The sequence below is a fragment of the Streptomyces sp. NPDC001781 genome, from assembly GCF_053596035.1.
This window is the reverse complement of the sequence record NZ_JBSFFI010000010.1, coordinates 1-25,319: the sequence shown is the minus strand read 5'-3', so window position 1 is coordinate 25,319 and position 25,319 is coordinate 1. Positions and strand designations below refer to the sequence as shown.

19 protein-coding genes are annotated in these 25,319 nt (G+C 71.4%); 10 read left to right on the top strand and 9 right to left on the bottom strand.

All coding sequences use genetic code 11. The features are described from left to right. The first annotated feature begins 398 nt into the window (after nucleotides 1–398). The 8 genes from ACWCV3_RS11905 (at nucleotide 399) to ACWCV3_RS11870 (ending at nucleotide 11,000) form a co-directional block, all read left to right on the top strand. Nucleotides 399–4,166, top strand: a complete 3,768-nt coding sequence (locus ACWCV3_RS11905) for a nitrate- and nitrite sensing domain-containing protein (RefSeq protein WP_451222080.1) — start codon at nucleotides 399–401, stop codon at nucleotides 4,164–4,166. Nucleotides 4,167–4,175: 9 nt separating this feature from the next. Beyond that, on the top strand, nucleotides 4,176–4,589 hold the full coding sequence (locus tag ACWCV3_RS11900) for a roadblock/LC7 domain-containing protein (RefSeq protein WP_020128762.1): 414 nt from the start codon (nucleotides 4,176–4,178) through the stop codon (nucleotides 4,587–4,589). A 111-nt stretch (nucleotides 4,590–4,700) separates the two neighbouring features. After that, nucleotides 4,701–5,099 (top strand): DUF742 domain-containing protein, encoded by a 399-nt coding sequence (locus ACWCV3_RS11895; protein WP_030808431.1) that lies wholly within the window; start codon nucleotides 4,701–4,703, stop codon nucleotides 5,097–5,099. After that, the gene (locus ACWCV3_RS11890) at nucleotides 5,080–5,655 is read left to right on the top strand and encodes a GTP-binding protein (protein ID WP_030808427.1); all 576 of its coding nucleotides are present in this window, start codon (nucleotides 5,080–5,082) and stop codon (nucleotides 5,653–5,655) included. Before ACWCV3_RS11895 ends, ACWCV3_RS11890 begins: the two co-directional genes overlap by 20 nt. A gap of 366 nt (nucleotides 5,656–6,021) precedes the next feature. Next, on the top strand, nucleotides 6,022–9,348 hold the full coding sequence (locus ACWCV3_RS11885; RefSeq protein ID WP_451222077.1) for a nitrate- and nitrite sensing domain-containing protein: 3,327 nt from the start codon (nucleotides 6,022–6,024) through the stop codon (nucleotides 9,346–9,348). Between the two features lie 10 nt (nucleotides 9,349–9,358). Continuing rightward, a complete protein-coding gene (locus ACWCV3_RS11880; RefSeq protein ID WP_005479603.1) occupies nucleotides 9,359–9,772 on the top strand; it encodes a roadblock/LC7 domain-containing protein in 414 nt (137 codons plus the stop codon). A gap of 93 nt (nucleotides 9,773–9,865) precedes the next feature. After that, nucleotides 9,866–10,438 (top strand): DUF742 domain-containing protein, encoded by a 573-nt coding sequence (locus tag ACWCV3_RS11875; RefSeq protein WP_451222075.1) that lies wholly within the window; start codon nucleotides 9,866–9,868, stop codon nucleotides 10,436–10,438. Next, nucleotides 10,419–11,000 carry a GTP-binding protein gene (locus ACWCV3_RS11870; RefSeq protein WP_030793786.1) on the top strand — a complete coding sequence of 194 codons (582 nt, stop codon included), beginning with the start codon at nucleotides 10,419–10,421 and terminating at the stop codon, nucleotides 10,998–11,000. Before ACWCV3_RS11875 ends, ACWCV3_RS11870 begins: the two co-directional genes overlap by 20 nt. A 144-nt stretch (nucleotides 11,001–11,144) precedes the next feature. On the opposite strand, the gene ACWCV3_RS11865 is transcribed toward ACWCV3_RS11870, so the two are convergent. The 3 genes from ACWCV3_RS11865 to ACWCV3_RS11855 all read right to left on the bottom strand — a co-directional run bounded on the left by ACWCV3_RS11865 (nucleotide 11,145) and on the right by ACWCV3_RS11855 (nucleotide 13,719). Next, nucleotides 11,145–11,336 carry an acyl-CoA carboxylase subunit epsilon gene (locus ACWCV3_RS11865; protein ID WP_451222383.1) on the bottom strand — a complete coding sequence of 64 codons (192 nt, stop codon included), beginning with the start codon at nucleotides 11,334–11,336 and terminating at the stop codon, nucleotides 11,145–11,147. Nucleotides 11,337–11,359: 23 nt separating this feature from the next. Next, on the bottom strand, nucleotides 11,360–12,943 hold the full coding sequence (locus tag ACWCV3_RS11860; RefSeq protein WP_451222073.1) for an acyl-CoA carboxylase subunit beta: 1,584 nt from the start codon (nucleotides 12,941–12,943) through the stop codon (nucleotides 11,360–11,362). Between the two features lie 278 nt (nucleotides 12,944–13,221). Then, complete coding sequence (locus tag ACWCV3_RS11855) at nucleotides 13,222–13,719, bottom strand: hypothetical protein (protein WP_451222071.1); 498 nt, start codon at nucleotides 13,717–13,719, stop codon at nucleotides 13,222–13,224. Between the two features lie 238 nt (nucleotides 13,720–13,957). Between ACWCV3_RS11855 and ACWCV3_RS11850 the strand changes: the two genes are divergently transcribed. Then, a complete protein-coding gene (locus ACWCV3_RS11850; RefSeq protein ID WP_451222069.1) occupies nucleotides 13,958–14,569 on the top strand; it encodes a YceI family protein in 612 nt (203 codons plus the stop codon). A 91-nt stretch (nucleotides 14,570–14,660) separates the two neighbouring features. Here ACWCV3_RS11850 and ACWCV3_RS11845 read toward each other — a convergent pair whose 3' ends face one another. Together ACWCV3_RS11845 and ACWCV3_RS11840 are read right to left on the bottom strand one after the other, a co-directional pair. Then, nucleotides 14,661–16,037: a hypothetical protein gene (locus ACWCV3_RS11845; RefSeq protein WP_451222067.1), complete on the bottom strand. Its 1,377-nt coding sequence runs from the start codon at nucleotides 16,035–16,037 to the stop codon at nucleotides 14,661–14,663. Nucleotides 16,038–16,097: 60 nt separating this feature from the next. Further along, nucleotides 16,098–19,121: a glycoside hydrolase family 3 protein gene (locus tag ACWCV3_RS11840; RefSeq protein WP_451222065.1), complete on the bottom strand. Its 3,024-nt coding sequence runs from the start codon at nucleotides 19,119–19,121 to the stop codon at nucleotides 16,098–16,100. Nucleotides 19,122–19,453: 332 nt separating this feature from the next. On the opposite strand from ACWCV3_RS11840, the gene ACWCV3_RS11835 reads away from it, so the two are divergent. Then, nucleotides 19,454–20,119 (top strand): GPP34 family phosphoprotein, encoded by a 666-nt coding sequence (locus tag ACWCV3_RS11835; RefSeq protein WP_451222063.1) that lies wholly within the window; start codon nucleotides 19,454–19,456, stop codon nucleotides 20,117–20,119. A gap of 16 nt (nucleotides 20,120–20,135) precedes the next feature. Here the strand turns inward: ACWCV3_RS11835 and cimA are convergent, their stop codons facing one another. The 4 genes from cimA to ACWCV3_RS11815 form a co-directional block, all read right to left on the bottom strand. Next, on the bottom strand, nucleotides 20,136–21,740 hold the full coding sequence (cimA, locus tag ACWCV3_RS11830; RefSeq protein WP_451222061.1) for a citramalate synthase: 1,605 nt from the start codon (nucleotides 21,738–21,740) through the stop codon (nucleotides 20,136–20,138). Nucleotides 21,741–22,158: 418 nt separating this feature from the next. Next, nucleotides 22,159–23,247, bottom strand: a complete 1,089-nt coding sequence (locus ACWCV3_RS11825) for a branched-chain amino acid aminotransferase (protein ID WP_451222059.1) — start codon at nucleotides 23,245–23,247, stop codon at nucleotides 22,159–22,161. Between the two features lie 288 nt (nucleotides 23,248–23,535). Continuing rightward, a complete protein-coding gene (locus ACWCV3_RS11820) occupies nucleotides 23,536–24,579 on the bottom strand; it encodes a 3-isopropylmalate dehydrogenase (RefSeq protein ID WP_451222057.1) in 1,044 nt (347 codons plus the stop codon). A 94-nt stretch (nucleotides 24,580–24,673) separates the two neighbouring features. Next, nucleotides 24,674–24,805, bottom strand: a complete 132-nt coding sequence (locus ACWCV3_RS11815; RefSeq protein WP_451222055.1) for a hypothetical protein — start codon at nucleotides 24,803–24,805, stop codon at nucleotides 24,674–24,676. Between the last annotated feature and the right edge of the window lie 514 nt (nucleotides 24,806–25,319).

The window sequence follows — 25,319 nt, the reverse complement described above, 5'->3', positions numbered from 1 at the left end:
ATCGCCCATCCGAACCCACCATTCCGCTCCTGATCATGGCGACTGGGACACCGTTCGAGCGTCCCGTACAGGCGATCGACTCGCCTGAATTGCCCACCTATACGGGTGATCCGGTTCCACCCGTCGTGACTTCCGGATCACGGCCCGTCACGTAGGTCACAGGTAGGGGTGCGTCCCTTGTTGGAGATCCGGCACTGTGCTGGAATGCCACGGACCGCCGCAGGAACGAGCCGGCGCAGGGGGCGCGACGCCGCGCCGAGTGGCGGTGGACAAGGGGGGAATCCAGCGCCGGTCACTCAAGACCACACGGGGGGCGTATTCAGGGCGCCCTTCATGACGCCGACACCGTGTCCCGCCGTTCTCGCGGAGGGGCGCCTGGTCCAGAGGTTGCGACGCTAGTGCAGGGACGTTTCAAGAGGGATGGCAGCGCTTCGGCCGAGCCGGAGCCGCACGGCGGGACTGCCCCCATGACCGGCGGCTCCTCGCCCCAGCACGCCCAGAGCGCCGGCAAGGCACCGTCCGGCGACGGCGAGCGCGGTGGACGCCCCGGCGCGTCCGCACCGGCCGGCGCGTCCGGCGCCAAGCCCGCGGCCCCCGCCGCCAAGGCCACCAGGAGCACCCCCAGCACCGGCTCGCGCATGGCGCTGCGCAACTGGCGCATCTCCACGCGCCTGGTGTCGCTGCTCGCGCTGCCGGTGGTCGCGGCCACCACGCTCGGTGGTCTGCGCATCGGCGACTCGATGGACGACATCCAGCAGCTCGACAACATGAAGCTGCTGACCGAGATGACCCAGCGCGCGACCGAGCTGGCGCACGCGCTCCAGGAGGAACGCGACCAGTCCGCCGGTCCCCTGGCCCACGGTCTCAAGTCCTCCGACTACACGGTCAAGGGCTTCCGCGACAAGACGGACAACGCGAAGAAGACCTTCGAGGACTCCGCCGAGAGCATCGACGCGGCGAGCAAGGACGGCAACCTCCAGGGCGTCCGCGACACCCTGGTCGGTCTGGTCTCCCAGCTCGACGCACTGGGCAAGATCCGCCGGGACGCGTACACCTCCAAGGACAACTCGACCCAGACCGTCGAGGCGTACCACCGGCTGATCACCCAGCTCATCGATCTCTCCTCGGACATGGCCGAGGCGTCGAGCAACCCGGAGATGATCCAGCGCACCCGCGCCCTGGCCGCGTTCTCCACGGCCAAGGAGTACGCCTCGGTGCAGCGAGCCGTGATCGCCGCCGCTCTGCCCGCCAACAACACCACCAAGGGCTCCCTGTCGACCAACGACCGCCTCTACGGCGAGGCCGCGTACGACAGCGAGGGCTCCGAGCTCAACATCTTCCGCAAGGTCTACTCGAGCCAGGACGCCGAGGAGATCCTCAAGCCCATCGACGAGAACAACCCGACGATCCAGGCGGCGGACCTCTACGCCAAGCGCGTCTTCGACTCGCGCGACGGCCTGGCGGGACAGCAGGCGCGCTCGTACCTGGACTGGATGGACGACAGCTCCACCAAGATCCAGCAGATGAAGAAGATCGAGCACGAGCTGCTCGACAGCATGGAGCAGAAGGCCCGCGAGCTGAAGGCGACCTCCGAGCAGGAGGCCATCCTCTCGGGTGTGCTGATCCTGCTCGTGCTCGGCGTCTCGCTGGTCGGCGCGTTCGTCGTGGCCCGATCCATGATCCGCTCGCTGCGCCGCCTCCAGGACACCGCCACCAGGGTCGCCCAGGACCGGCTGCCCGAGCTGGTCAAGCAGCTCTCCGAGTCCGACCCGCAGGACGTCGACACGTCCGTGGAGTCGGTGGGTGTGCACTCGCGGGACGAGATCGGCAAGGTGGCCGCGGCCTTCGACGAGGTGCACCACGAGGCGGTCCGGCTCGCGGCCGAGCAGGCGCTGCTGCGAGGCAACGTCAACGCGATGTTCACCAACCTCTCGCGCCGCTCCCAGGGTCTGATCCAGCGTCAGCTCTCGCTCATCTCCGAGCTGGAGTCCCGCGAGGCCGACCCCGACCAGCTCTCCTCGCTGTTCAAGCTCGACCACCTCGCGACCCGCATGCGCCGTAACGGCGAGAACCTTCTCGTCCTCGCCGGTGAGGAGCCGGGCCGACGCTGGACCCGCCCGGTCCCGCTGGTCGACGTGCTCCGCGCCGCCGCCTCCGAGGTGGAGCAGTACGAGCGCATCGAACTGGCGTCGGTGCCGGGCACCGAGGTCGCCGGCCGCGTCGTCAACGACCTCGTGCACCTCCTCGCCGAGCTGCTGGAGAACGCCACCTCGTTCTCCTCCCCGCAGACCAAGGTCAAGGTCACCGGTCACGCGCTGCCCGACGGCCGCGTCCTGATCGAGATCCACGACACCGGCATCGGCCTCTCCCCCGAGGACCTCGCCGCGATCAACGAGCGCCTCGCCGCGCCGCCCACCGTGGACGTGTCGGTCTCCCGCCGCATGGGTCTGTTCGTGGTCGGCCGTCTGTCGCAGCGCCACGGCATCCGCATCCAGCTCCGCCCGTCCGACTCCGGCGGTACGACCGCGCTGGTCATGCTGCCCGTCGATGTCGCCCAGGGCGGCAGGAAGCCCGCTCCGGGCAAGGCCGGCGGCCCCGGCTCCGGCGGCGGTCCCGCGGCCGCGCAGGCCGCGGCCGGTGCGGCCGCGGCACGCCGGAACAACGGCGGCGGCGGCGCCCCGGCGGGTGGCGGACTCCTGGCCGGGGGTCCCAGCCAGCGCGGCCAGGTCGGCGCCGGCCAGGGTCCGCGTGCGGCGCTGCCCGGCACGGGTCAGAACGGCGGCCGTCCCGGCGGCGCCCACGGCCCGCAGGGTCCCGGTGCCTTCCAGCCGAACCAGCCCGGCCAGCAGAGCCAGCAGAACCGTCCGGCCCCCGCAGGCCAGGGTCCGGGTGCCCCGCAGGGCCTGCACACCGCCAACCCCGGCGGCCCGCAGCAGGACGCCTTCGGCGGTCGCGGCCCGGCCCAGCAGCGGCGCGGTGGCGCCGGTGCCGGTGCGGAGCAGGGACGTCAGCCCCAGCTGCCGCCCCGTGGCGGCCCGCGCGCCGAACTGCCCGGCGGCGACCCCGCATCGCGTGCCTCGCTGGACGTCCCGCGCGGCCACGACGAGCAGGATCCGTCCCAGACCGCGCGCATGCCGCGCATCGACGACCGGCAGGGCATGGGCGGCACCGCCGAGATGCCCCGCGTCGACGCGCAGGACCCCTCGCAGACCGGCGGCTTCCCCCGCCAGGACCTCTACGGCGCCGGCGACCAGCAGCACACCGGGCAGTTCGCCCGGCCGGGCGCCAACGGGGTCCAGCACACGGGTCAGTTCCAGCGTCCCGGCGCGGGTGACCCGCAGAACACGGGCCAGTACCAGCAGCCCGGCGCCCAGCAGGCGGGCGGTTACGGTCGCCAGCAGGGCGGCGACGAGTACGTCCGCCCCGACCTGTTCGGCGGCCCCCAGGGCCAGCAGCCGGGCCGGCAGAGCCCCCAGGCCCCGCAGCACACCGGCCAGTTCCCGGTCCAGCAGGGCTACGACGCGTACCAGGCGGGCAACACCGGCCAGCACGCGCTGCCCGCCCGCCCGGCGCAGCACCACAACGGCGACCAGGCCGCGCAGAACCCGAACCAGGCGGGCAGCACCGGCCAGTTCGAGCAGCAGCGGCCCGCCGCTCCCCAGCGTCCGGCGCGTCAGGCCCCGGCCGACAACTGGGCGCTGCCCCCGGCCCCGTCCGACAACGCCGGTGACGGCCGCACCCCGCTGTACGACACGCTGGAGACCAACTGGTTCCAGCAGGAACAGCAGCAGCCGGAGTCCGCTCCGGCCGCCGCCCAGCAGCCGCAGGCGCAGGCCCCCACGCCCGCCCCGCAGCAGTCGTCGTCCACCACCGGCTCGTGGCGCACCTCCCCGAACGACGAACTCGTCCGGCAGGCGGAGCGCGTACGGCAGCCCGCGGCGGGCGGTGTCACCACCTCCGGTCTGCCGCGCCGTGTGCCCAAGGCGAACCTCGTCCCGGGCACGGCACAGCAGCAACAGCACCACAGCGGTCCGCAGGTCTCCCGTGCGCCTGACGACGTACGCGGCCGGCTGACCAATCTCCGTCGGGGTATCGCTCAGGGCCGTCAGGCCGGGGGCGGCCAGACCGGCAGCTTCCCGAGCCCCACTCACCAGCAGGAGCGTTAGTTGAGTCCGATGAGCCAGGCGGCACAGAACCTGAACTGGTTGATCACCAACTTCGTGGACAACACCCCAGGGGTGTCCCACACGGTGGTGGTCTCCGCCGACGGCCTTCTGCTGGCGATGTCCGAGGGCTTCCCGCGGGACCGCGCCGACCAGTTGGCGGCGGTCGCGTCCGGCCTGACCTCTCTCACGGCCGGGGCGTCCCGGATCTTCGAGGGTGGCAGCGTGGCGCAGACCGTCGTCGAGATGGAGCGCGGCTTCCTGTTCCTCATGTCCGTCTCGGACGGGTCGTCCCTCGCGGTTCTCGCCCACCCCGAGTGCGACATCGGCCTCGTGGGTTATGAGATGACCCTGCTCGTCGACCGCGCGGGTGCGGTACTCACCCCGGACCTGCGCGCCGAACTACAAGGCAGTCTGCTTCACTGACCCACCCCGGCACCACCCAGCACACGAAACAACCGTCCGGCCGCCACAATCCCCCCACCGGCCCTGTCAGACGGCACGACTGACCAACTTGCTGTCCCGCCCGGAGGATTCATGACCCCGCCCAACGCCTCTCATGATCCGTACGCGGAACCGTACGGCGATGAGGGCGACCAGCCACTGGTGCGTCCTTACGCGATGACCGGTGGCCGGACCCGGCCTCGCTACCAGCTCGCCATCGAGGCGCTGATCAGCACCACGGCCGACCCGGCAGCGCTGATGGGAATGCTCCCTGAGCACCAGCGCATCTGCCATCTGTGCCGGGAGGTCAAGTCGGTCGCGGAGGTCTCCGCGCTCCTGGCCATGCCCCTCGGCGTGGCCCGCATTCTGGTGGCCGACCTCGCCGAGGCCGGCATGGTCGCCGTTCACCAGCCGGGCGGCGACGAGAACAACGGCGGCGCTCCCGATGTGACGCTGCTCGAAAGGGTGCTCAGTGGACTTCGCAAGCTCTGACTCGGGGCGGGCCACGACCTCCGCCAAGATCGTGGTGGCGGGCGGCTTCGGCGTGGGCAAGACCACGTTCGTGGGCGCCGTCTCGGAGATCAACCCGCTGCGTACCGAGGCCGTCATGACGTCCGCGTCGGCGGGCATCGACGACCTCACCCACACCGGGGACAAGACCACCACCACGGTGGCCATGGACTTCGGCCGCATCACCCTGGACCAGGACCTGATCCTGTACCTCTTCGGTACACCCGGTCAGGACCGCTTCTGGTTCATGTGGGACGACCTCGTACGCGGCGCCATCGGTGCGGTGGTGCTGGTCGACACGCGCCGGCTCGCGGACTGCTTCCCGGCGGTGGACTACTTCGAGAACTCCGGTCTGCCGTTCGTCGTCGCCCTCAACGGCTTCGACGGCCAGCAGCCGTACAACCCGGACGAGGTCCGCGAGGCACTTCAGATCGGACCCGACGCTCCGATCATCACGACCGACGCCCGGCACCGCTCGGACGCCAAGAGCGCGCTGATCACCCTGGTCGAGCACGCCCTCATGGCCCGTCTGCGGTAGGGCTCGAGTGCGACCTGCCGTGGAGCGGTTGTCGTAGCGCGCCCGGAGCCGGCTGTGGCCTTTGACACGGTCGGCTCCGGTGTTCATAACAGTTCGGGAGAGGAAAACCCGTAATCCGCCACGCGACGCGGTCGACCGGTACCCCTGTGCTCACAAAGCTCTTGCCATTTGCGGGTCTCGCTCGGTAATGACCCGTTTTATCTGTTCCTTACAACGGCACCGCCCTCGTTTGTTACTGCCCAGGTCGACATGCTGGAATGCCTGAACTGCCCAGGGGTCCAAGACGTACTGAGCGGTCGAAGAGGAACCGGGCTCTGAGAGACTGCGGCACGACAGGTGCCGACCCGCCGAGAGGTTGTTGGTCGAGTGAGGCGAAGCAAGAACGGTCCCGAGCCGTCGGCACGGGGCAACTTCACCCCGCCGCCGCGCGCTGCGGCGCCCACCCCCGTAGCGGCCGGACCGGAGCCGGAGGCCGCTCCCGCGTCCAGCGGGGGCCGCTTCTCCCCGCGCAACTGGCGCGTGCCGACCAGGCTGAACGCGATCCTGCTCATACCCGTGCTGGTCGCCCTCGTCATGGGCGGCTTCCAGGTGAAGAACTCGATCGACACCTGGCAGGACGCCGAGGACGCGGAGAACACCGCGGTCCTGGTGCGGGCGTCCCTGTCCTACGCCGACGCCCTGTACAACGAGCGTGACCTCAGCGCCGCTCCCCTCCTCAAGGGCAAGGCGGCCACGGCGCAGGACAAGGCCACGGTCGACGCCGCCCGCAAGAACACCGACCAGGCGGCCGCCGCCTTCAGCCAGGCCGCGCAGAACATGCCGCCCAAGCCGGGCCTGGAGCGCCGCCTCAAGCTGTTCCGCGAGACCGAGCCCTTCCTCCAGACGCTGCGCGCGGGTGCCTACGGCCCGAAGTTCACCGGCGTCCAGACGGAGGAGGGCTACATCAAGGTCGCCCACCCGCTCATGGAGTTCGCGAACGAGCTGGGTCTGGGCACCGGAAACATCACGTCCTACGGACGTACCGTCTACGCCATCTCGCTGACCAAGGCCGCGCTGTCGCTGGAGCGCTCGATCGGCACGCACATGCTGGTCAAGCCCGGCCCGGACGCGCCGAACCTGGCGACCCAGCGCGTGGCTCTCTCCACCTACGCCTACCTGGAGGGCATCGCCATCGAGGAGTACCTCGGCGGTGGCACCCAGGCCGACGCGGACCGGCTGGAGCAGGAGAAGCGGAACATCCAGAACCAGGGTGCCGCGATGGCCGCCGAGGCCAAGGCGAAGGACCCCTCGTACAAGGCGCCGCCGTCCGACCCGCAGAAGATGGTCGTGGCGCTGGCCCAGCTCAACTCGACCGATCCGCTGGAGCGCCAGCAGCTCGCGGTGCAGGGCATCACCCCGGCCAACTGGTGGGCGGTCAACACGCTGAAGTTCAAGGCGTACCGCTCCATCGAGTCGGACATGGCCAACAAGGCGGTGAGTGAGGCGTCCGGCATCGCCGCCGACGCCAAGACCTCCGCGATCATCACCGGTGTCGCCGTCGTCCTGGTCCTGCTGCTGGCCTTCGTCCTGGCCGGTACGGTCGCCCGCCAGATGAGCCGCGCGATGCGCCAGCTCCGCAACGCCGCCTTCGGTATCGCCGAGCAGCGCCTGCCGATGCTGGTCGACCAGCTCTCCCGCACCGACCCCGGCCGGGTCGACACCCGGGTCGCCCCGATCCCGATCCACACCAAGGACGAGATCGGCGAGGTCGCCCGCGCCTTCGACCAGGTCCACCGCGAGGCGGTGCGGCTCGCCTCCGAGCAGGCGCTGCTGCGGGGCAACATCAACGCGATCTTCACCAACCTGTCGCGCCGCAACCAGTCCCTGATCGAGGGCCAGCTGACCCTGATCACCGACCTGGAGAACAACGAGGCCGACCCGGACCAGCTCGAGAACCTCTTCAAGCTGGACCACCTGGCCACCCGTATGCGCCGCAACGGCGAGAACCTGCTGGTCCTCGCCGGCGAGGAGCCCGGCCGCCGCTGGGACCAGCCGGTCCCGCTGGTCGACGTGCTGCGCGCCGCCTCCTCCGAGGTGGAGCAGTACGAGCGCATCGAGCTGTCCGGCGTCCCGGAGGCCGAGATCCACGGCCGCGCGGTCACCGACCTCGTGCACCTGCTCGCCGAGCTGCTGGAGAACGCCACCACGTTCTCCTCCCCGCAGACCAAGGTCCGCGTCACCGCGACCCGTCTTCCCGACGGCCGCGTGATGATCGAGATCCACGACAAGGGCATCGGCCTCACCGCCGAGGACTTCGCGGACATCAACCACAAGCTGGCCAACCCGCCGACCGTGGACGCCGCGATCTCCCAGCGCATGGGCCTGTTCGTGGTCGGCCGGCTCTCCGACCGGCACGGCGTCCGCGTCCAGCTCCGCCCCTCGGGCGAGCAGGCCGGTACGACCTCCCTGGTGATGCTGCCCGACGCGATCACCCACGGTGGTGGTGGCGAGACGCAGCTCGACCGCGAGGAGTTCACGGTCTCGCAGATCATCCCGGATCAGCAGTTCGCCGGTGAGAGCTTCAACCCGCAGCCGCAGGCGCAGCCGATGCGCACGGCGGCGGAACTGGGCTTCGACGACAGCCGCTACAACGAGGTGCCCGACGACCCGCGCGGTCTGGACCCCGTCGGCCGCTCCCTGGAGCGCGAGGAGCGCCGGGCGGCGCTGGAGGCGCAGGCCCACCCCGGCACTGACGGTGCCGAGGGCGGCCGGCCCGGGTACCAGGACGGCTTCGAGCAGACGCCCGGCGGCTACACCGAGAACGGCCCGGGTTTCCCCGGCCAGCGGCAGCCGCAGGCGGACGCGTACCCGGAGCAGCAGGCGTACCGGGAGCAGCAGCAGCCCGCCTACGACGACCAGTACTTCGCGCAGGACGGCGGCTACCCGCAGTCCGGTTACCCGCAGCAGGAGCAGAACCCGCCTGCCGGTGACGCCTTCGGCGGCTCGTACGACGGGCAGCGGCAGTCCTTCCAGGACGACTGGCCCCAGCAGAGCGGCTTCCAGAACGGCTATCCGACCCAGTACGCTGCGGAGCCGGAGCGGGCGCAGGCCGCCGACGCCGGTGACCTGGGCTCCAACGGCCACGGAGGCTTCGAGCGTCCGGCACCGGGCGGTCCGGCCGCGGGCGGTGTGACCAACGCGGGTCTGCCCCGTCGCGGTGGCGCGGGCGACTCGGCCCCGGTGGGCGGCTCCGGCGGCCTGAACATGAACGGTGCGGGCGGTCTGGGTTCCAGCGGCCTCGCCTCGAACGGGCTGCACGGCCCGAACGGCTCGAACGGCTCCGCCGGCGCCGACAGCGCGTCGCTCGGCCGCCAGGAGGCCCCGGCCTCGGCGGGCGGCGGCACCGACGACTGGCGTTCGGCGAACGACGAGCGCTGGCAGCAGGCTTCGCAGCTTCGCAAGCCCAAGGCGGGCGGGGTCACGTCCTCCGGCCTGCCGCGGCGGGTACCCAAGGCCAACCTGGTCGAGGGCACCGCCGAGAGCACCCCTCAGGGGGGCCCACAGGTCTCCCGTGCCCCGGAGGATGTCCGGGGCAGGCTGAGCAACCTGCGTCGGGGCGTCCAGCGCGGACGCGACGCAGGCAGTGAAACGAACGGCCAGGCAACCACCAATCAGCACGGTGGTCCTGACAGCACCTACGACCAGGAGCGTTAGTGTGAGCCCGATGAGCCAGGCGGCACAGAACCTTAACTGGTTGATCACCAACTTCGTGGACAACACACCGGGTGTGTCCCACACCGTGGTGGTCTCCGCCGACGGACTCCTTCTGGCGATGTCCGAAGGCTTCCCCCGCGACCGCGCAGACCAGCTCGCGGCCGTCGCGTCCGGCCTGACGTCCCTGACGGCAGGCGCCTCCCGCATCTTCGAGGGGGGCAGCGTGAACCAGACGGTTGTGGAGATGGAGCGGGGATTCCTGTTCATCATGTCCGTATCCGACGGTTCGTCACTTGCGGTTCTGGCCCACCCGGAGGCGGACATCGGCCTCATCGGGTACGAGATGGCCCTTCTGGTGGACCGTGCGGGCACGGTCCTGACCCCGGATCTCCGTGCGGAGCTCCAGGGCAGCCTTCTCAACTAACAAGCGGACGGTGCGCGTTCGCGTCCCGGGGCCGTAAGGTCTTGGGACGCGGCTCCGCAGCGATGGTGCCCGGCACAGTCGGAGGAGGAAACAGTGGCAACACCCCCAGGCGGTCCGTCTTCGGGTAACTGGCCGTACGGTCCCGCGCAGGGACAGGACGGCGGCTCGGCGAACGGGTACGACTTCCCCTCCGTCCCGAACCACCGGCAGCCGTACGCGCCGCAGGGCCCCGGCCCTTCGCCGTACGACCAGCCGTCGGCACCCCGCATCCAGCCGGTCCAGCCGCCGCGTCGCCAGGAGCCCGCGGCTGCCCCGTCCGGCGCCAGCAACCCCCTGGTGCGTCCGTACGCCATGACCGGCGGCCGGACCCGCCCGCGCTACCAGCTCGCCATCGAGGCGCTGGTGCACACCACCGCAGCTCCGCACCAGATGCAGGGCCAGTTGCCCGAGCATCAGCGGATCTGCAACCTGTGCCGGGAGATCAAGTCGGTGGCCGAGATCTCGGCCCTGCTCACGATCCCCCTCGGCGTGGCCAGGATTCTCGTCGCCGACTTGGCGGAGGCGGGCCTGGTAGCCATCCATCAGCCCGGCGGCGACGAGAACGCCGGCGGCCAGCCAGACGTGACACTGCTCGAAAGGGTGCTCAGTGGACTTCGCAAGCTCTAGCGGCGGTCCTTCCCGCTCCACCACCTCCGCGAAGATCGTGGTGGCGGGCGGCTTCGGCGTGGGCAAGACCACGTTCGTGGGGGCCGTCTCGGAGATCAACCCGCTGCGTACCGAGGCCGTCATGACGTCCGCGTCGGCGGGCATCGACGACCTCACCCACACCGGGGACAAGACCACCACCACGGTGGCCATGGACTTCGGCCGCATCACCCTGGACCAGGACCTGATCCTGTACCTCTTCGGTACACCCGGTCAGGACCGCTTCTGGTTCATGTGGGACGACCTCGTACGCGGCGCCATCGGCGCCATCGTGCTGGTCGACACCCGGCGTCTGGCCGACTGCTTCCCCGCGGTCGACTACTTCGAGAACTCGGGCCTGCCGTTCGTCATCGCCCTCAACGGCTTCGACGGCAACCAGCCCTACAACCCCGACGAGGTCCGCGAGGCCCTCCAGATCGGACCCGACGCCCCCATCATCACCACGGACGCCCGCCACCGCGCGGACGCCAAGAGCGCGCTGATCACCCTGGTCGAGCACGCCCTCATGGCCCGCCTGCGGTAGCCGGTCCACGGCGAAGGGGCCCTCTCCGCGGTGGAGAGGGCCCCTTCGTCGTACCGCTTCTCGCCGTGCCGGTCGCTCCCGGCCGGACGACAGGGCCCCGCCTCTCCGAGGGGAGAGGCGGGGCCCTGTGGGGTGCTGTGGGGCTCAGTGCCAGCTGTGCGGGGCCCGGAAACCGCCCTCGCGCTCCAGGCGGCGCCAGCCCGCGCGCGGGCGGGGGCGGTGGGTCGGGGTGTCGGCCGGGCGGGCCGCGGCCCGGGCGAGGAGGACCGCCGTTATGGCGGCCACCTCCTCGGGGTCGGCGAGGCCCTTCTCGACGCGGATGTCGGCGCTGGTCATGGCGGTGGTCTCCGGGGTCTCGGTCACTGCGGGGGGTTGCCGTGCTTGCGGGAGGGCAGGTCGGCGTGCTTGGTCTGCAGCATCGACAGGGACCTGATCAGCACCTCGCGGGTCTCGGCGGGGTCGATCACGTCGTCGACCAGGCCGCGCTCCGCCGCGTAGTACGGGTGCATCAGCTCGGCCTTGTACTCCTTGACCATCTTCTGCCGCATCGCCTCGGGGTCCTCGGCGTCGGCGATCTGACGGCGGAAGATGACGTTGGCCGCGCCCTCGGCGCCCATCACCGCGATCTCGTTGGTGGGCCACGCGTAGGTGAGGTCGGCGCCGATGGACTGGCTGTCCATCACGATGTACGCGCCGCCGTACGCCTTGCGCAGGATGAGCGAGATCCTCGGGACGGTCGCGTTGCAGTAGGCGTACAGCAGCTTCGCGCCGTGGCGGATGATTCCGCCGTGCTCCTGGTCGACGCCGGGCAGGAAGCCCGGCACGTCCAGCAGCGTGACGATCGGGATGTTGAAGGCGTCGCACATCTGCACGAAGCGCGCGGCCTTCTCGCTCGCCTCGATGTCCAGCACACCGGCCAGCACCTGCGGCTGGTTGGCGATGATGCCGACCACCTGGCCGTCGAGACGGCCCAGCGCGCAGATGATGTTGCGGGCCCAGCGCTCGTGGACCTCCAGGTAGTCGCCGTCGTCGACGAGCTCCTCGATGACCTTGGTCATGTCGTAGGGCCGGTTGCCGTCGGCCGGGACCAGGTCGAGCAGGACGTCGCCGCGCCGGTCGGCGGGGTCGGAGGAGTCCACGCGCGGCGGGTTCTCGCGGTTGTTCTGCGGGAGCAGCGAGAGGAGGTAGCGCACCTCCGCGATGCAGGTCTCCTCGTCGTCGTACGCGAAGTGGCAGACGCCGGAGGTCTCGGCGTGCACGTCGGCGCCGCCGAGGCCGTTCTGGGTGATCTCCTCGCCGGTGACCGCCTTGACGACGTCCGGGCCGGTGATGAACATCTGCGAGGTCTCGCGGACCATGAAGACGAAGTCGGTGAGGGCGGGGCTGTAGGCCGCGCCGCCCGCGCACGGGCCGAGCATCACCGAGATCTGCGGGATGACGCCGGAGGCCCTGGTGTTGCGCTGGAAGATGCCGCCGTAGCCGGCGAGCGCGGAGACGCCCTCCTGGATACGGGCGCCGGCGCCGTCGTTCAGCGAGACCAGCGGGGCACCGGCCGCGATGGCCATGTCCATGATCTTGTGGATCTTGGTGGCGTGGGCCTCGCCCAGCGCGCCGCCGAAGATGCGGAAGTCGTGGGCGTAGACGAAGACCGTGCGGCCCTCCACCGTGCCCCAGCCGGTGATGACACCGTCGGTGTAGGACTTCTTGGCCTCCAGGCCGAAGCCGGTGGCGCGGTGCCGGCGGAGCTGCTCGACCTCCTGGAAGGAGTCCGGGTCGAGGAGCAGCTCGATGCGCTCCCGGGCGGTCAGCTTGCCCTTGGCGTGCTGTGCCTCGGTCGCCTTCTCGCTGGGGCCCGCCAGGGCCTGCGCCCGGATCACGTGCAGCTCGGCGACCCGCCCGCGCGCGTCCGCCGGCTCACCCGTCGTCTCTTCCAAAACGGTCATGTAGTGACCATACGAAGGACCTCGAGGAAACCGGGCCGTCGACTCCGTACAGTCTCCGGAGCGTTTTCCTGGTACGACCGAACAGAACCGGGCCGCGATGCAGGCGTTCCGACTGCTCAGAGGGCGCCGTCTTTGTAGGGCTGCCACAAAGTGGGGGGTGTCACAGCCCCCCGGATTCCTGGGTGGGACATGCCATCCCCGGAGTGACACGGGAGCACCCGGACGGCGGAACGGGGCGCTCTCGCAACCCTGCGTTCCGCCGTCCGGCGCGCGTCGGCTCAGCAGCCGCCGCAGTTGTAGTACAGGACGTCCCAGTGGTTGCCCTCGTCGGCGTAGATGTTGCCCGAGCCGGACTTGTACTGCGGCGCGCCGTCCCCGCGCAGCCCGATGTACGTGAAGTTGTTCTTCACGTACGAGGTCATGCAGGTGATCTTGCCGAAGTCCAGCTTGTAGCCGTTGTAGTGCGAGTACGTACCGGAGGCGTGGCCGACCTCGGTGCCGCCGGTGATGTTGAGCGCGCAGCCGCTGGCCCGCTTCAGCGTCTGGGCACCCTGCGCGGTGGAGAGGTTGAGCTGGTCGAACGACGTACACGTGGAGTTCTGGCGGTCGGAGCAGCCGCCGGAGGACGACCAGGTGATGCCGACGTCGCGGAACATCTGGGTGGCGGTGGCGTGGCTGATCTTGGTGACGGCGAAGGCGTCGGAAGCGGTGCCGACCACGGCGACGCCCGGGGCGACGACGAGGGCGAGCGCGGTCAGGACGGAGCGGACCTTCATGGAGTGACCCTTCCTGCGGATGGCCGGGATTGCCGTGAGGCGGCTGAGCAGGTGGTGCAGACAGATGGTGCCCGAGTTCTACGCGCGTCCGCCAGAGGGCGTCGGCGGTGACTCTGGGCAAGACTGGAAATACGCACCGGATGATGTTGAAAACTCAACTGAATGGGTCTACGGTGACAGGCGTCGGGTTCGTTGAACGTTAAACAGACTCTTCCGGAACTCTTCCAAGGAGCGCACCATGGGCATCTTCGGCCGCAAGAACAGCACCCCCGAGACCACCGCCGCCCCCGCCGCCGCCGCGGGCCCCGGCCTCGCCGCGCTGACCGGCGACTACACCATCGACCCCGCGCACACCTCGATCGGCTTCACCGCGCGGCACGCCATGGTGACCAACGTCAAGGGCGGCTTCACGGAGTTCACCGGCTCGCTGCACCTGGACGGCGAGAACCCGGCCAGGTCCACCGCGACGCTGGACGTGGTGATGGACAGCATCGACACCGGCAACGCCGACCGCGACGCCCACCTGAAGTCCGCCGACTTCTTCCAGACGGACGAGTTCCCGACGATGACCTTCCGCTCCACCGGCGCGGAGTCCCTGGGCGGCGACGACTACCGTGTCACCGGTGACCTCTCCGTCCTCGGCGTGACCCGCCCGATCACCATCGACCTGGAGTTCAACGGCGCCGCCACCGACCCCTTCGGCAACGAGCGCGTCGGCTTCGAGGGCAAGGCCGAGCTGCTGCGCTCGGAGTGGGGCCTGACCTGGAACGCGGCCCTGGAGACGGGCGGCGTGCTCGTCTCCGACAAGATCAAGCTCAACTTCGACGTGTCGGCCATCAAGAACGCGTGAGCCCACAGCGGTCCGGCCGCACCGCGCGTGAGCGCCCCGCTCCCCCTGACGAGGGAGCGGGGCGCTCACGCGTGGTGCGGGGTCCGGGGTCTCAGAAGCCGCCGCCGCCGAAGTCCCCGCCGCCCCCGAAGTCGCCGCCCCCGCCGAAGTCTCCGCCGCCGAAGCCGTCGCCGAACCCGCTGGGGTCGAAGTCGGTGCCGGACATGTCACCGCCCTGGAAACCGCCCTGGTCCCCGAAGTCGCCGTATCCGCCGCCGAAGTCGGCCGCGTAGGACGGGGTGGACATCAGGCCGCCGAGCAGGGTGCCCGCGAGCAGGCCCGGCAGCAGGCCGCCGCCGAAGTAGCCGCCCGCCCAGGGGCCGTAGGCGGGACCCGCGTCCCAGTACGGGCGGCGGCCGTACTCGGTCTCCACCTCGCGCGCGGCCGGTTCGCGGCCGTCGGCGAGCCGGGTGGCGTCGGCCGCGCACACCGGTACCTCGCGGGTGCTGCCGCCCGCCGGCGTCCAGGCGGCGTCGGTGACGGAGGGTCCGTGCCGGGGGTCGAAGAAGCACGGCGGGCGCCGGTCGGGCAGGGAGCCCCCCTCGCGTCGGGCGGCGAGCACCGCGAGGGAGTACCGGCCGTCCTCCAGCGCCTCGGTGACCCCGCGCACGTCCTCCGGCTTGCGTGCCTCGGCCATGCGGCGCTTGGCGTCGTCGTAGGCGTCGAGCGCCTTCTCGTAGTCGGTGCGCATCGCGTCGTCGGCGCCGGGTTCGCCGGGCTGGAAGTCGAGGCGGTCGAGTTCCTCGCCGAAGGCGGTGATGTCCTCGTCCACGACGACCCGCAGCCGCTCCAGCGCGGCCCGCTGCTCCGCCTCACGGCGGCGGCGGTTGCGGCGGCCGAGGGTGTAGAACCCCGCGCCGCCCGCGACCACGATCGCCCCGGCGAAGATCAGCGCGGTGGTGGAGACCCCGCCGCCGTCGCCGGAGGAGCCCCAGGTGGAAGGGGCGTGGCCGCGCACGGTGTCCAGCGCGCGGTCGGTGAAGTCGGTGAGCTGGGCCTTGGCGTCCTCGCCCTGCACGCTGGAGACCAGGTTCCGGCGGGCGGTGGCGGAGATGACCGAGGGGTCGGCGCCGGCGGCGAAGCGGTCGCCGACGCGGATGCCGTACAGACCGGTGATGCCGGTGGCCGAACGGACGTCGCGCAGGACGCTCCGGGTGGGATGGCCGGCGGGGAGGACCACCACGAACACCGGTTTGCCGGCGTCCTTGATCTTCTCGGCGAGGGCGTCGGCGTCGGCGCGGGAGAGCTGACCGGAGGCGGCCGGGTCCACGTAGACAGGGCTCTTGCGCAGGGCCTGGCCGATGGTGGAGGCGCTCGTGACGGCACTGGCCGCGGGTGCGAACGCGAACAGGGGCACCAGGGCCGCCGCCAGCGCCGCGAGGAGCAGTGCGGGGAGGCTTCGGGCGCGGGTCGACAGCACGGCCTTCATGCTTCCGACGCTACCCGAAGCCTCCCCCGTCCGGTCGGATGTGCGGGTCCGGTCAGCTGGTCAGCCGGCCGCCCGGTACGCCTGGATCAGCTTGAGCAGCGCCTGCCCGTACCGTCCGGTCAGCAGCGCGTGGTCGGCCTCGGCGAACGGCTTCGAGACGGCCGCCGTGATCCGCTGGCCCACCCTGTGCTGGACGATCAGCCGGGCCTGGTTCACCAGTTCACGTCCCCGGCGGTCGTCGTGCCGGCGCTCGGCGGTCGCGGCCGTCTTGCCGAGGGTGGTCAGAGCGGCCGGGCCGCCCTTGCGGGCCGTGGTCAGGCCCCACCCGTAGGGGTACTGCGGGTCGTACGTGCTGTCGCCCACGTTGATCGGCAACTGGGACTCGCCCCGCGGCCAGGTGACGGGGAGCTGCCCGGTGAAGGGGCGCCTGCCGTAGAGCACGTCGGCCACTCCGGCGCCCTCGGTGCCGGGCAGCCAGGACGCCACCAGGGCGTCGATCCTCCCGAGCCGGTCACCGATCAGCAGCGGGCGGCCGGAGACGGTGAGCACCACGCACTTCATGGCCCCGCACACCTTGTCCACCGCGGCCCGGTCGGCGGCGGACAGGGTCAGCTCGTGGCCGTTGCCCACGTCCCCGACGCCCTCGGCGTAGGGGGTCTCCCCCACGACGACCACGCCCACGTCGCTCCCGGTCATCGGCGCGGAGGCGTCCTTGGAGTAGGTGACCTTCCCGCCCGCCTCACGGATGCCGGCCAGAATGGTGGTGCCCTTGGTGATGTCGCCGGAGGAGCCCTGCCAGGTGATGGTCCAGCCGCCGGACTGGTTGCCGATGTCGTCCGCGTCGGATCCGGCGACGTAGACCTTCTGGCTCCTGCGCAGCGGCAGCAGGCCGCCGTCGTTCTTCAGCAGCACCTGGGACTTGGCGACGGCCTCGCGGGCGACGGCCCGGTGGGCCGGGGAACCGATGGCGGCGGCACCGGAGGTGTCGGCGTAGGGGTGCTCGAAGAGGCCGAGGCGGAACTTCTGGGTGAGGATGCGGGAGACGGCGTCGTCGATCCGCCGCTCGCCGACCCGGCCGGCCTTCACCTCGGCGGTCAGGGCCGCGCTGAACTCCTTGTAGGAGTAGGGGACCATCATCATGTCGACGCCCGCGCCGACCGAGGTGCGGACCTGGGTCGCGTAGTCGCCGGGGAGCTGGTCCACGGCGTTCCAGTCGCTGATGACGAACCCGTCGAAGCCCATACGGCCCTTGAGCACGCCGTTGATCATGTCGGCGCGGGCGTGCATCCTGACGGGGCCGCGTCCGTCACCGATCACGTCGAGCGAGGAGTACGAGGGCATCACGGTGCCCACCCCCCGGTCCACGGCGTCCGCGTACGGCGCGAGGTGGACGGCCTCCAACTGCTTCCGGGTGAGGGTGGAGACGCCCTGGTCGACGGTGTAGGTACCGGTGGTGGAGGAACCGTAGGCGGTGCCGCCGTCGGCGGCGAAGTGCTTGGCGGTGGCCAGCACCTTGTCGGCGCGGGCGAGGTCACGGCCGTCGGCGTGGCCCTGGAGGCCCTGGATGACCGTCTCCATGGACTCGACCAGCGCCGGGTCCTCACCGAAGGACTCGTAGGAGCGGCCCCAGCGTTCGTCGCGGCTGACGCAGAGGCAGGGGGCGAAGTCCCAGGGGATGCCGGTGGCGCGGACCTCGGAGGCGGTCACCGCCCCGGTGCGCCGGGCGAGTTCGGGGTCGCGGGTGGCGCCGATGCCGATGTTGTGCGGCAGCACGGTGGCACCGGAGAGGTTGTTGTGGCCGTGGACCGCGTCCACGCCGTAGATCAGCGGGATCTGGAAGCGGGTGGCCCGGGCGCGGAGCTGGAAGCCGTCGATCATCTTCGCCCACGCGGCCGGGGTGTTCGGGGTCGGCGTGGAGCCGCCGCCGGAGAGCAGTGAGCCCAGGCCGTAGGCGGCGATGTCGTTCTGGTCCGAGACGGCGCCGCGCTCGGCCTGGGTCATCTGCCCGGCCTTCTCCGCGAGCGACATCCGCCCGAGCAGGTCGGCGACCCGCTTGCGCACCGGCAGCCCGCTGTCCAGGTACGGCAGTCCGTGGGCGTCGATGACGATCTTCGGGTTCTCCGCCGGGGCCTTGGCGCCGGTGACGGTCAGCCCGAGCGGGACGGTCTCGGCGGACTCGGCGGTGCGGTCCTTCAGGGTGGTCACCTTCACCGTCCGGGAGGTCCCGGAGGGGGTGCCGGCCGGGAAGGTGAGGGTGCCGGAGGCGGGGGTGTAGTCCTTGCCGGGGCGGGCGGTGCCCTCGCCGGTGGCGTACGCGACGGTCACCGGGGAGGTGACGGGAGCTGCGTCGGTGGTGGCCAGGGTGACGCGGACGCTCGCCGTGCCGCCCTCCGTGACCGGGCGGACGGCCGGGTCGGTGGTGACGGAGGCGCGCAGCGCCGGGTCGGCGGCGCCGTACAGCTCGACGCCGTCCATGGCGAAGCGGCCCTTGACGCCGGTCGGCAGGGTGACGGCATAGCCCCACATCCGGGTGAGGCCGAGGACGTGGTCGATGCCGCCGACCGGCTGGTAGTCCGTGCGATAGGTGAACGCGGAGAACGGCAGCTCGATCCGCCTCCAGCCGGTGAAGTCGTCGGTGAAGGAGGTCGTCCACAGCTCGGACGCCTCGCCGTGCGCACCGCCGTCCTTGATCTCGAACGTGATCTTCTTGCCGGTGCCCTGTCCCTCCCACCACAGGCGCACGCCCCGGTGGGCGGACCAGTCGTGGGCCGGGGCGTCGGCGGCGTAGTCGTGGGTGAAGCCGCCGTAGCCGCTGATGTCGTAGTTCCCGGTGAGCACCTTGGTGCCCTCGGGGGCGTCGGCTCGGGCGGCCAGCGCCAGGGTGGGCGGGTCGTCGCCGTCGCCTCCCCAGGTGAAGAGGCCCTCGGCGGGCTGGGCGGCGAAGGGCACCTCGCCCTCGAAGCGGTCGACCGGCACCGGGGCCGGGTCGGGACCGTCGGCCCCGGAGGCCGTGGCGACGCCTCCGGCCAGCGGGAGCAGTGCGGTCAGCAGAGCGGTGGAGACGAGCAGGGCGGTTCTGCGCATGGACCTTCCCTCGGCTCTTGTTTCACTCATGACTTAGCTCACGGCTTGAGTGAACTGGGGCCACCTGACCCCCGTCAACCCTTCGAACGCGACATGACGCTCCGTCACGTCTTGCTGGGCTGAGGGGGGTTGTGCGTTCGCCTTCTGAACGCGCGACCTCTTGACGCGGACAACTCCCCGGCCGAGGGGCGCGCGGGCCCGGATGTGGTCCCGGATGTGGTCCCGCACCGGGGCTGCCGGCCGGGGGTGGGCACCGAGGCGGGACGGCCTGGGTTTCCGGCACGGGTGATGGTGGTACCCGCGCCGTACCGACCGTGACCGGGGAGCCCGAGATGACCACACCGCAGGATCTGCTGTTCGTCGCGCTGGACGTACCCGCCGACCGGCCCGTGGAGCAGGGGGATCTGTCGCTGGCCCTGGCCGCGGCGGAGCTGCTCGACCTGCTCGCCGCCCGGGTGGTCGCCCTGCGGGACGACCGGATCGCCCCCGTCTCCGGGCATCTCACCGGCGACTCCATGCTGGACAAGGCCGCCGCGTCGCTGATCCGCGCGGAGCCGTACGAGAGCGCCGAGGACTGGCTGTGGCGGCGCGGGGACGGCCTTTCGTCCGCCTACCGGGACGAGCTGGAGCACACCGGGTCCTCGGGTTCCGGGCTGCGGCAGTTGTTCCGGCGCGCCGACCGGCCGGTGGAGCGGATCGACTCCGACGCCCGGCGGCACGCGGCCGACCGGTGGGCGCGGCAGGAGCCGCTCCTGGTGGGCCTCGCCTCGACCCTCGGTATCGAGGACCGCGAGCACGAGGAGCCCGAGGACGAGGAGCCCGAGGACGAGGGGCGCGTGCACGAGGAGTCGGCCGCGCATGCCGGGGGCGAACGGGTGGACGACCGGTTGGCGGTGGTCCTCGCCGCCCTCGGCGAGGCGCTGACCGAGCTGGAGGCGGTGCGGCAGCGGCGGCGGATCGAGGAGGACGCGTTCGACAACGTCTGGCGCGCCCCCTGACCGCCGCCGGCGTCCGTCACTCGGCCGGTTCGACGCCCGCGCGCAGCAGCCCGTAGGTGCAGGCGTCCTCGAGCGCCTGCCATGAGGCGGCGATGACGTTCTCGCCCACGCCGACCGTGGACCACTCCCCCGCGCCGTCGCTGGTGGAGATCAGCACGCGGGTGATGGACCGGGTGCCGGAGGCGCCCTCCAGGATGCGGACCTTGTAGTCCACCAGCTCCAGCTTGGCGAGCTGCGGGTAGATCTTCTCCAGCGCCACCCTGAGCGCCTGGTCGAGGGCGTTGACCGGGCCGTTGCCCTCGGCGGTGGCGACGATCCGCTCGCCCTTGGCCCACACCTTCACCGTGGCCTCGTTGGCGTGGGTGCCGTCGGGGCGGTCCTCCGTGATGGCCCGCCAGGACTCCACGTCGAAGTACTTCACCGGCGCCCCCTCGGCCTCCGCGCGCAGCAGCAGCTCGAAGGAGGCGTCGGCGGCCTCGTACGTGTAGCCCTTCAGCTCGCGTTCCTTGACGCGCTCGACGACCCGGCCGACCAGGGCGCGGTCGCCGCCGAGGTCGACGCCCAGCTCCCGGCCCTTGAGCTCGATCGAGGCGCGTCCGGCCATGTCGGAGACGAGCATCCGCATGGTGTTGCCGACCCGCTCGGGGTCGATGTGCTGGTAGAGGTCCGGGTCGACCTTGATGGCGGAGGCGTGCAGGCCGGCCTTGTGGGCGAAGGCGGAGACACCCACGTAGGGCTGATGGGTGGAGGGCGTGAGGTTGACGACCTCGGCGATGGCGTGCGAGATCCGGGTGGTCTCGCGCAGGTGCCCGTCGGGGAGGACCTTCTTGCCGTACTTCAGCTCCAGCGCGGCGACCACCGGGAAGAGGTTGGCGTTGCCGACGCGCTCGCCGTAGCCGTTGGCCGTGCACTGCACGTGGGTGGCGCCCGCGTCCACGGCGGCGAGGGTGTTGGCGACGGCGCAGCCGGTGTCGTCCTGGGCGTGGATGCCGAGCCGGGCACCGGTGTCGGCGAGGACGGTGCCGACCACGGCGCTGATCTGCGCCGGGAGCATGCCGCCGTTGGTGTCGCACAGGACGACCACGTCGGCCCCGGCCTCAGAGGCGGTGCGGACGACCGCCTTGGCGTAGGCGGGGTTGGCACGGTACCCGTCGAAGAAGTGCTCGCAGTCGACGAAGACCCGGCGGCCCTCGGCGCGCAGGTGGGCGACGGTGTCCCGGATCATCTCCAGGTTCTCGTCGAGCGTGGTGCGCAGCGCCAGCTCCACGTGCCGGTCGTGGGCCTTGGCGACCAGGGTGACGACCGGGGCGCCGGACTCCAGCAACGCTCTGACCTGGGAATCGTCGGCGGCTTTGGCGCCGGGGCGGCGGGTGGCTCCGAAGGCGACGAGCACCGCGTGGCTCAGGCGCAGTTCCTCGCGGGCGCGGGCGAAGAACTCGGTGTCGCGCGGGTTGGCGCCGGGCCAGCCGCCCTCGATGAAGCCCACGCCGAAGTCGTCCAGGTGCCGTGCGATGGCCAGCTTGTCCGCGACGGTGAGGTTGATGCCCTCACGCTGCGCGCCGTCGCGCAGCGTGGTGTCGAAGACGTGGAACGAATCGTCGAGCTCGCTGGTTGCGGTCATGGTCTGAAGGCTCCTGTTGTGATGTCGGTCTTACCGGAAATGACCGGCTCCACCGTTCCCCCCATGGTCCCTCGCGCTCCGCCACCGGCTGTGGTTGGGCCGGAAAACGAAAAACCCCTCGCGGGTGCGAGAGGTCTGCGCGCGGGTCGAGGACGACGGTGCCACCCGCATCTGGTCGTGCGAGGTGGTCACTGCGGACCGGCGCGCCTGCTGCCCATAATCATGGTGAGCGAGAGCACGGGGGAAGTCTGGCACACGACGCCCGCCGTCCCACGGGGTGTCTCACCATGCGGGCCACGCTGTCCGCGAGGACCGCCCCGGAGTCTGCGGCGCGGTCCCCCGGAAGAGTGAGCAGGGACATTCGTTCGGATCACGCCGGACGAGGGAGCGGGGTCCGGCGTGATCCGAACGACAGGTCCTAGCCGACGCGGTGCATCCAGCCGTGCCGGTCCTCGGTGGTGCCGCGCTGGATGTCGAGCAGGGCCCGGCGGAGGCGCAGGGTGACCTCGCCGGGCTCGCCGCCGCTCTGCTTCCACTCGGCGCCGGCCCGCTTGACGGTGCCGACCGGGGTGATCACGGCGGCGGTGCCGCAGGCGAAGACCTCGGTGAGGGTGCCGTTCTCGGAGTCGCGCTGCCACTGGTCGACCGAGATACGGCCCTCCTCGGCCTCGTAGCCGAGGTCGCGGGCGACGGCCAGCAGGGAGTCACGGGTGACGCCCTCCAGGATGGAGCCGGTCAGGGTCGGGGTGACGATCCTGTCGCCGTACACGAAGCACAGGTTCATGCCGCCCAGTTCCTCGACCCACCGGTGCTCGACCGCGTCGAGGTAGCAGACCTGGTCGCAGCCCTTGGTGGCGGCCTCGGCCTGGGCGAGCAGGGAGGCCGCGTAGTTGCCGCCGGTCTTGGCGTCCCCCATGCCGCCGGGGACGGCGCGGACGCGGTCCTCGGAGACCCAGATCGACACCGGCTTCACGCCGCCCGGGAAGTAGGCGCCGGCCGGGGAGGCGATGACGATGAAGAGGTACTCGTTGGACGGCTTCACGCCCAGGCCGACCTCGGTACCGATCATGAAGGGACGCAGGTAGAGCGAGTCCTCGCCGCCGTGCGCGGGCACCCAGTCGACGTCCTGGGCGATCAGCGCGTCGCACGCCTCGATGAAGGTCTCCACCGGCAGCTCGGGCATGCCCAGGCGGTGCGCGGAGCGCTGGAAGCGCAGGGCGTTCTGCTCGGGCCGGAAGGTGGCGACCGTGCCGTCGGGCCGGCGGTACGCCTTCAGTCCCTCGAAGATCTCCTGGGCGTAGTGCAGGACGTTGGTGGCCGGGTCGAGCGGGATCGGCGCGTACGGGACGAGCTGGCCGTCGTGCCAGCCGCGGCCCTCGGTCCACTTGATCGTGACCATGTGGTCGGTGAAGCTGCGGCCGAAGCCGGGGCTGGTCAGGATCGCCTCGCGCTCCGCGGCGGCGAGCGGATGGGCGGAGGGCTTGAGCTCGATCGTGGGCGTCGTCATGGGCGGCAGTCCTTCTCTTCCTGGCGTGGGACGGTGGGCCCCGGCTGGGCGGCCGGTGCCTCGGGGCACCCCCGGCAAGGCGCGGTACCGGTGGTGGCGGGCCGCGCTCACGCCGTCCGGGCATTCCCTCATGTCGCGGCTCCGCGTTCGATTATCGCGCGGCGGGGGCGCCGGAAGGAATCGGGGTGAACACGACCCAGGGCTTGATGGTGGCACCCGGGACGGGCACGGCAAAGGGCCGCCGGGCGCCTGAGGCGACCCGGCGGCCCTTTGCGGGGGCCTTTCGGGTCAGCCGGTCACCCGGCCTACGAGCGCGTCGCCGATCTCGGCGGTGGTGCGCGGCGGCAGGTCCGCGCGCTCGGTGAGGTCGGCTGCGACGGCCGCGTCCACACGGTCGGCCTCGGCGTCGTGGCCGAGGTGACGCAGCAGCAGGGCGACGGAGAGGACCGTGGCGGTGGGGTCGGCCTTGCCCTGGCCGGCGATGTCCGGGGCGGAGCCGTGCACCGGCTCGAACATGGACGGGTAGGTACGGGCCGGGTTGATGTTGCCCGACGCGGCCACGCCGATGCCGCCGGAGACGGCGGCCGCGAGGTCGGTGATGATGTCGCCGAAGAGGTTGTCGGTGACGATCACGTCGAAGCGCCCGGGATCGGTCACCAGGTAGATGGTGGCCGCGTCCACGTGGACGTACTCGGTGGTGACCTCGGGGTACTCCTCGGCCACCTTGTTGAAGATGCTGGTCCACAGGTGCCCGGCGAAGGTGAGCACGTTGTTCTTGTGGACCAGGGTGAGCTTCCTGCGCGGGCGGGCCTGGGCGCGGGCGAAGGCGTCCCGGACGACACGCTCGACGCCGTAGGCGGTGTTCACCGAGACCTCGGTGGCGACCTCGTGCTCGGTGCCGGTGCGGATGGTGCCGCCGTTGCCCGTGTAGGGGCCCTCGGTGCCCTCGCGGACCACGACGAAGTCGATCTCCGGCTGGCCGGCGAGCGGGGTGGCGACGCCGGGAAGCAGCTTGGAGGGGCGCAGGTTGACGTGGTGGTCGAAGGCGAACCGGAGTTTCAGCAGGAAGCCGCGCTCCAGCACGCCGGACGGCACCGACGGATCGCCGATGGCGCCGAGCAGGATGGCGTCGTGGCTCTCGAGGGAGTCGAGGTCGGCGTCGGTGAGGGTCTCACCGGTGGCGCGGTAGCGGCGGGCGCCGAAGTCGTACTCCTTGGTCTCCAGCTTCACGTCCTGGGGCAGGACGGCGGAGAGGACCTTGAGACCCTCGGTCACGACCTCCTGGCCGATGCCGTCGCCGGGGATCACTGCGAGATCGATGCTGCGGGACATGTCCGGCACCCTACTCCGCGTCCCAGGGAATGACACGGACCGTCCGCGATGCGGACAACGCAGTCCGCGGACGGTCCGTCGGGCAGGGCTCGGCTCAGTGGCCGGTCTCGCCGCCGTTGTCCCGGCGGTCGAGGGCGCGCTGCAGGGCGGCCGCGGCCCGGGCGCGGTCGGCGTCGTTCGAGCGGGAGGCGTGGCGCACGCGGCGGCGGACGGTCGTCTCGGCCATGGGAAATCGACTCCTTCGACAGAGTGGTTGCACGGCAGCGATGAGCTGTGAGACGCCGGAAGGGGCGGAGAGCGCGCGCCGCAGGGATTGCCTGCGCGGGGCGCGGCTCACGACCGCCACTCGCTGGATGGAGCGATTCGTTCGGCTCATCCCAAGCTAAGGGACCGGACCGCGCCTGTCTGCATGGTTGCTCGGACTTCCTACTATCTGAGACGGCGTGTCGCCTCACCTGCGGTTTTCCGCCGCGGGCCCGGCCGGTCACGAGTGGCAGGAGGGTGGCCAGGGGGCGTAGGCCGGTCCACCTGACGGGAGTCGGGGCACGGCGGCCGGTGGCGACAAGGAGGGCGTCCGCGCCGGACAGGGGGGTGCTGAAGGGCTCGCCGGCGTACGCGGAGAGGCAGCCGGCGGCTGCAGCGCCCGCGTCCGCCGCCGGCAGGGCCGGCCAGGAGAGGGAGAAGCCGCCGGCGCCGGGCGCGCGTCGGCTGCGGCCGGACGCACGACGGCCCGGCGAACC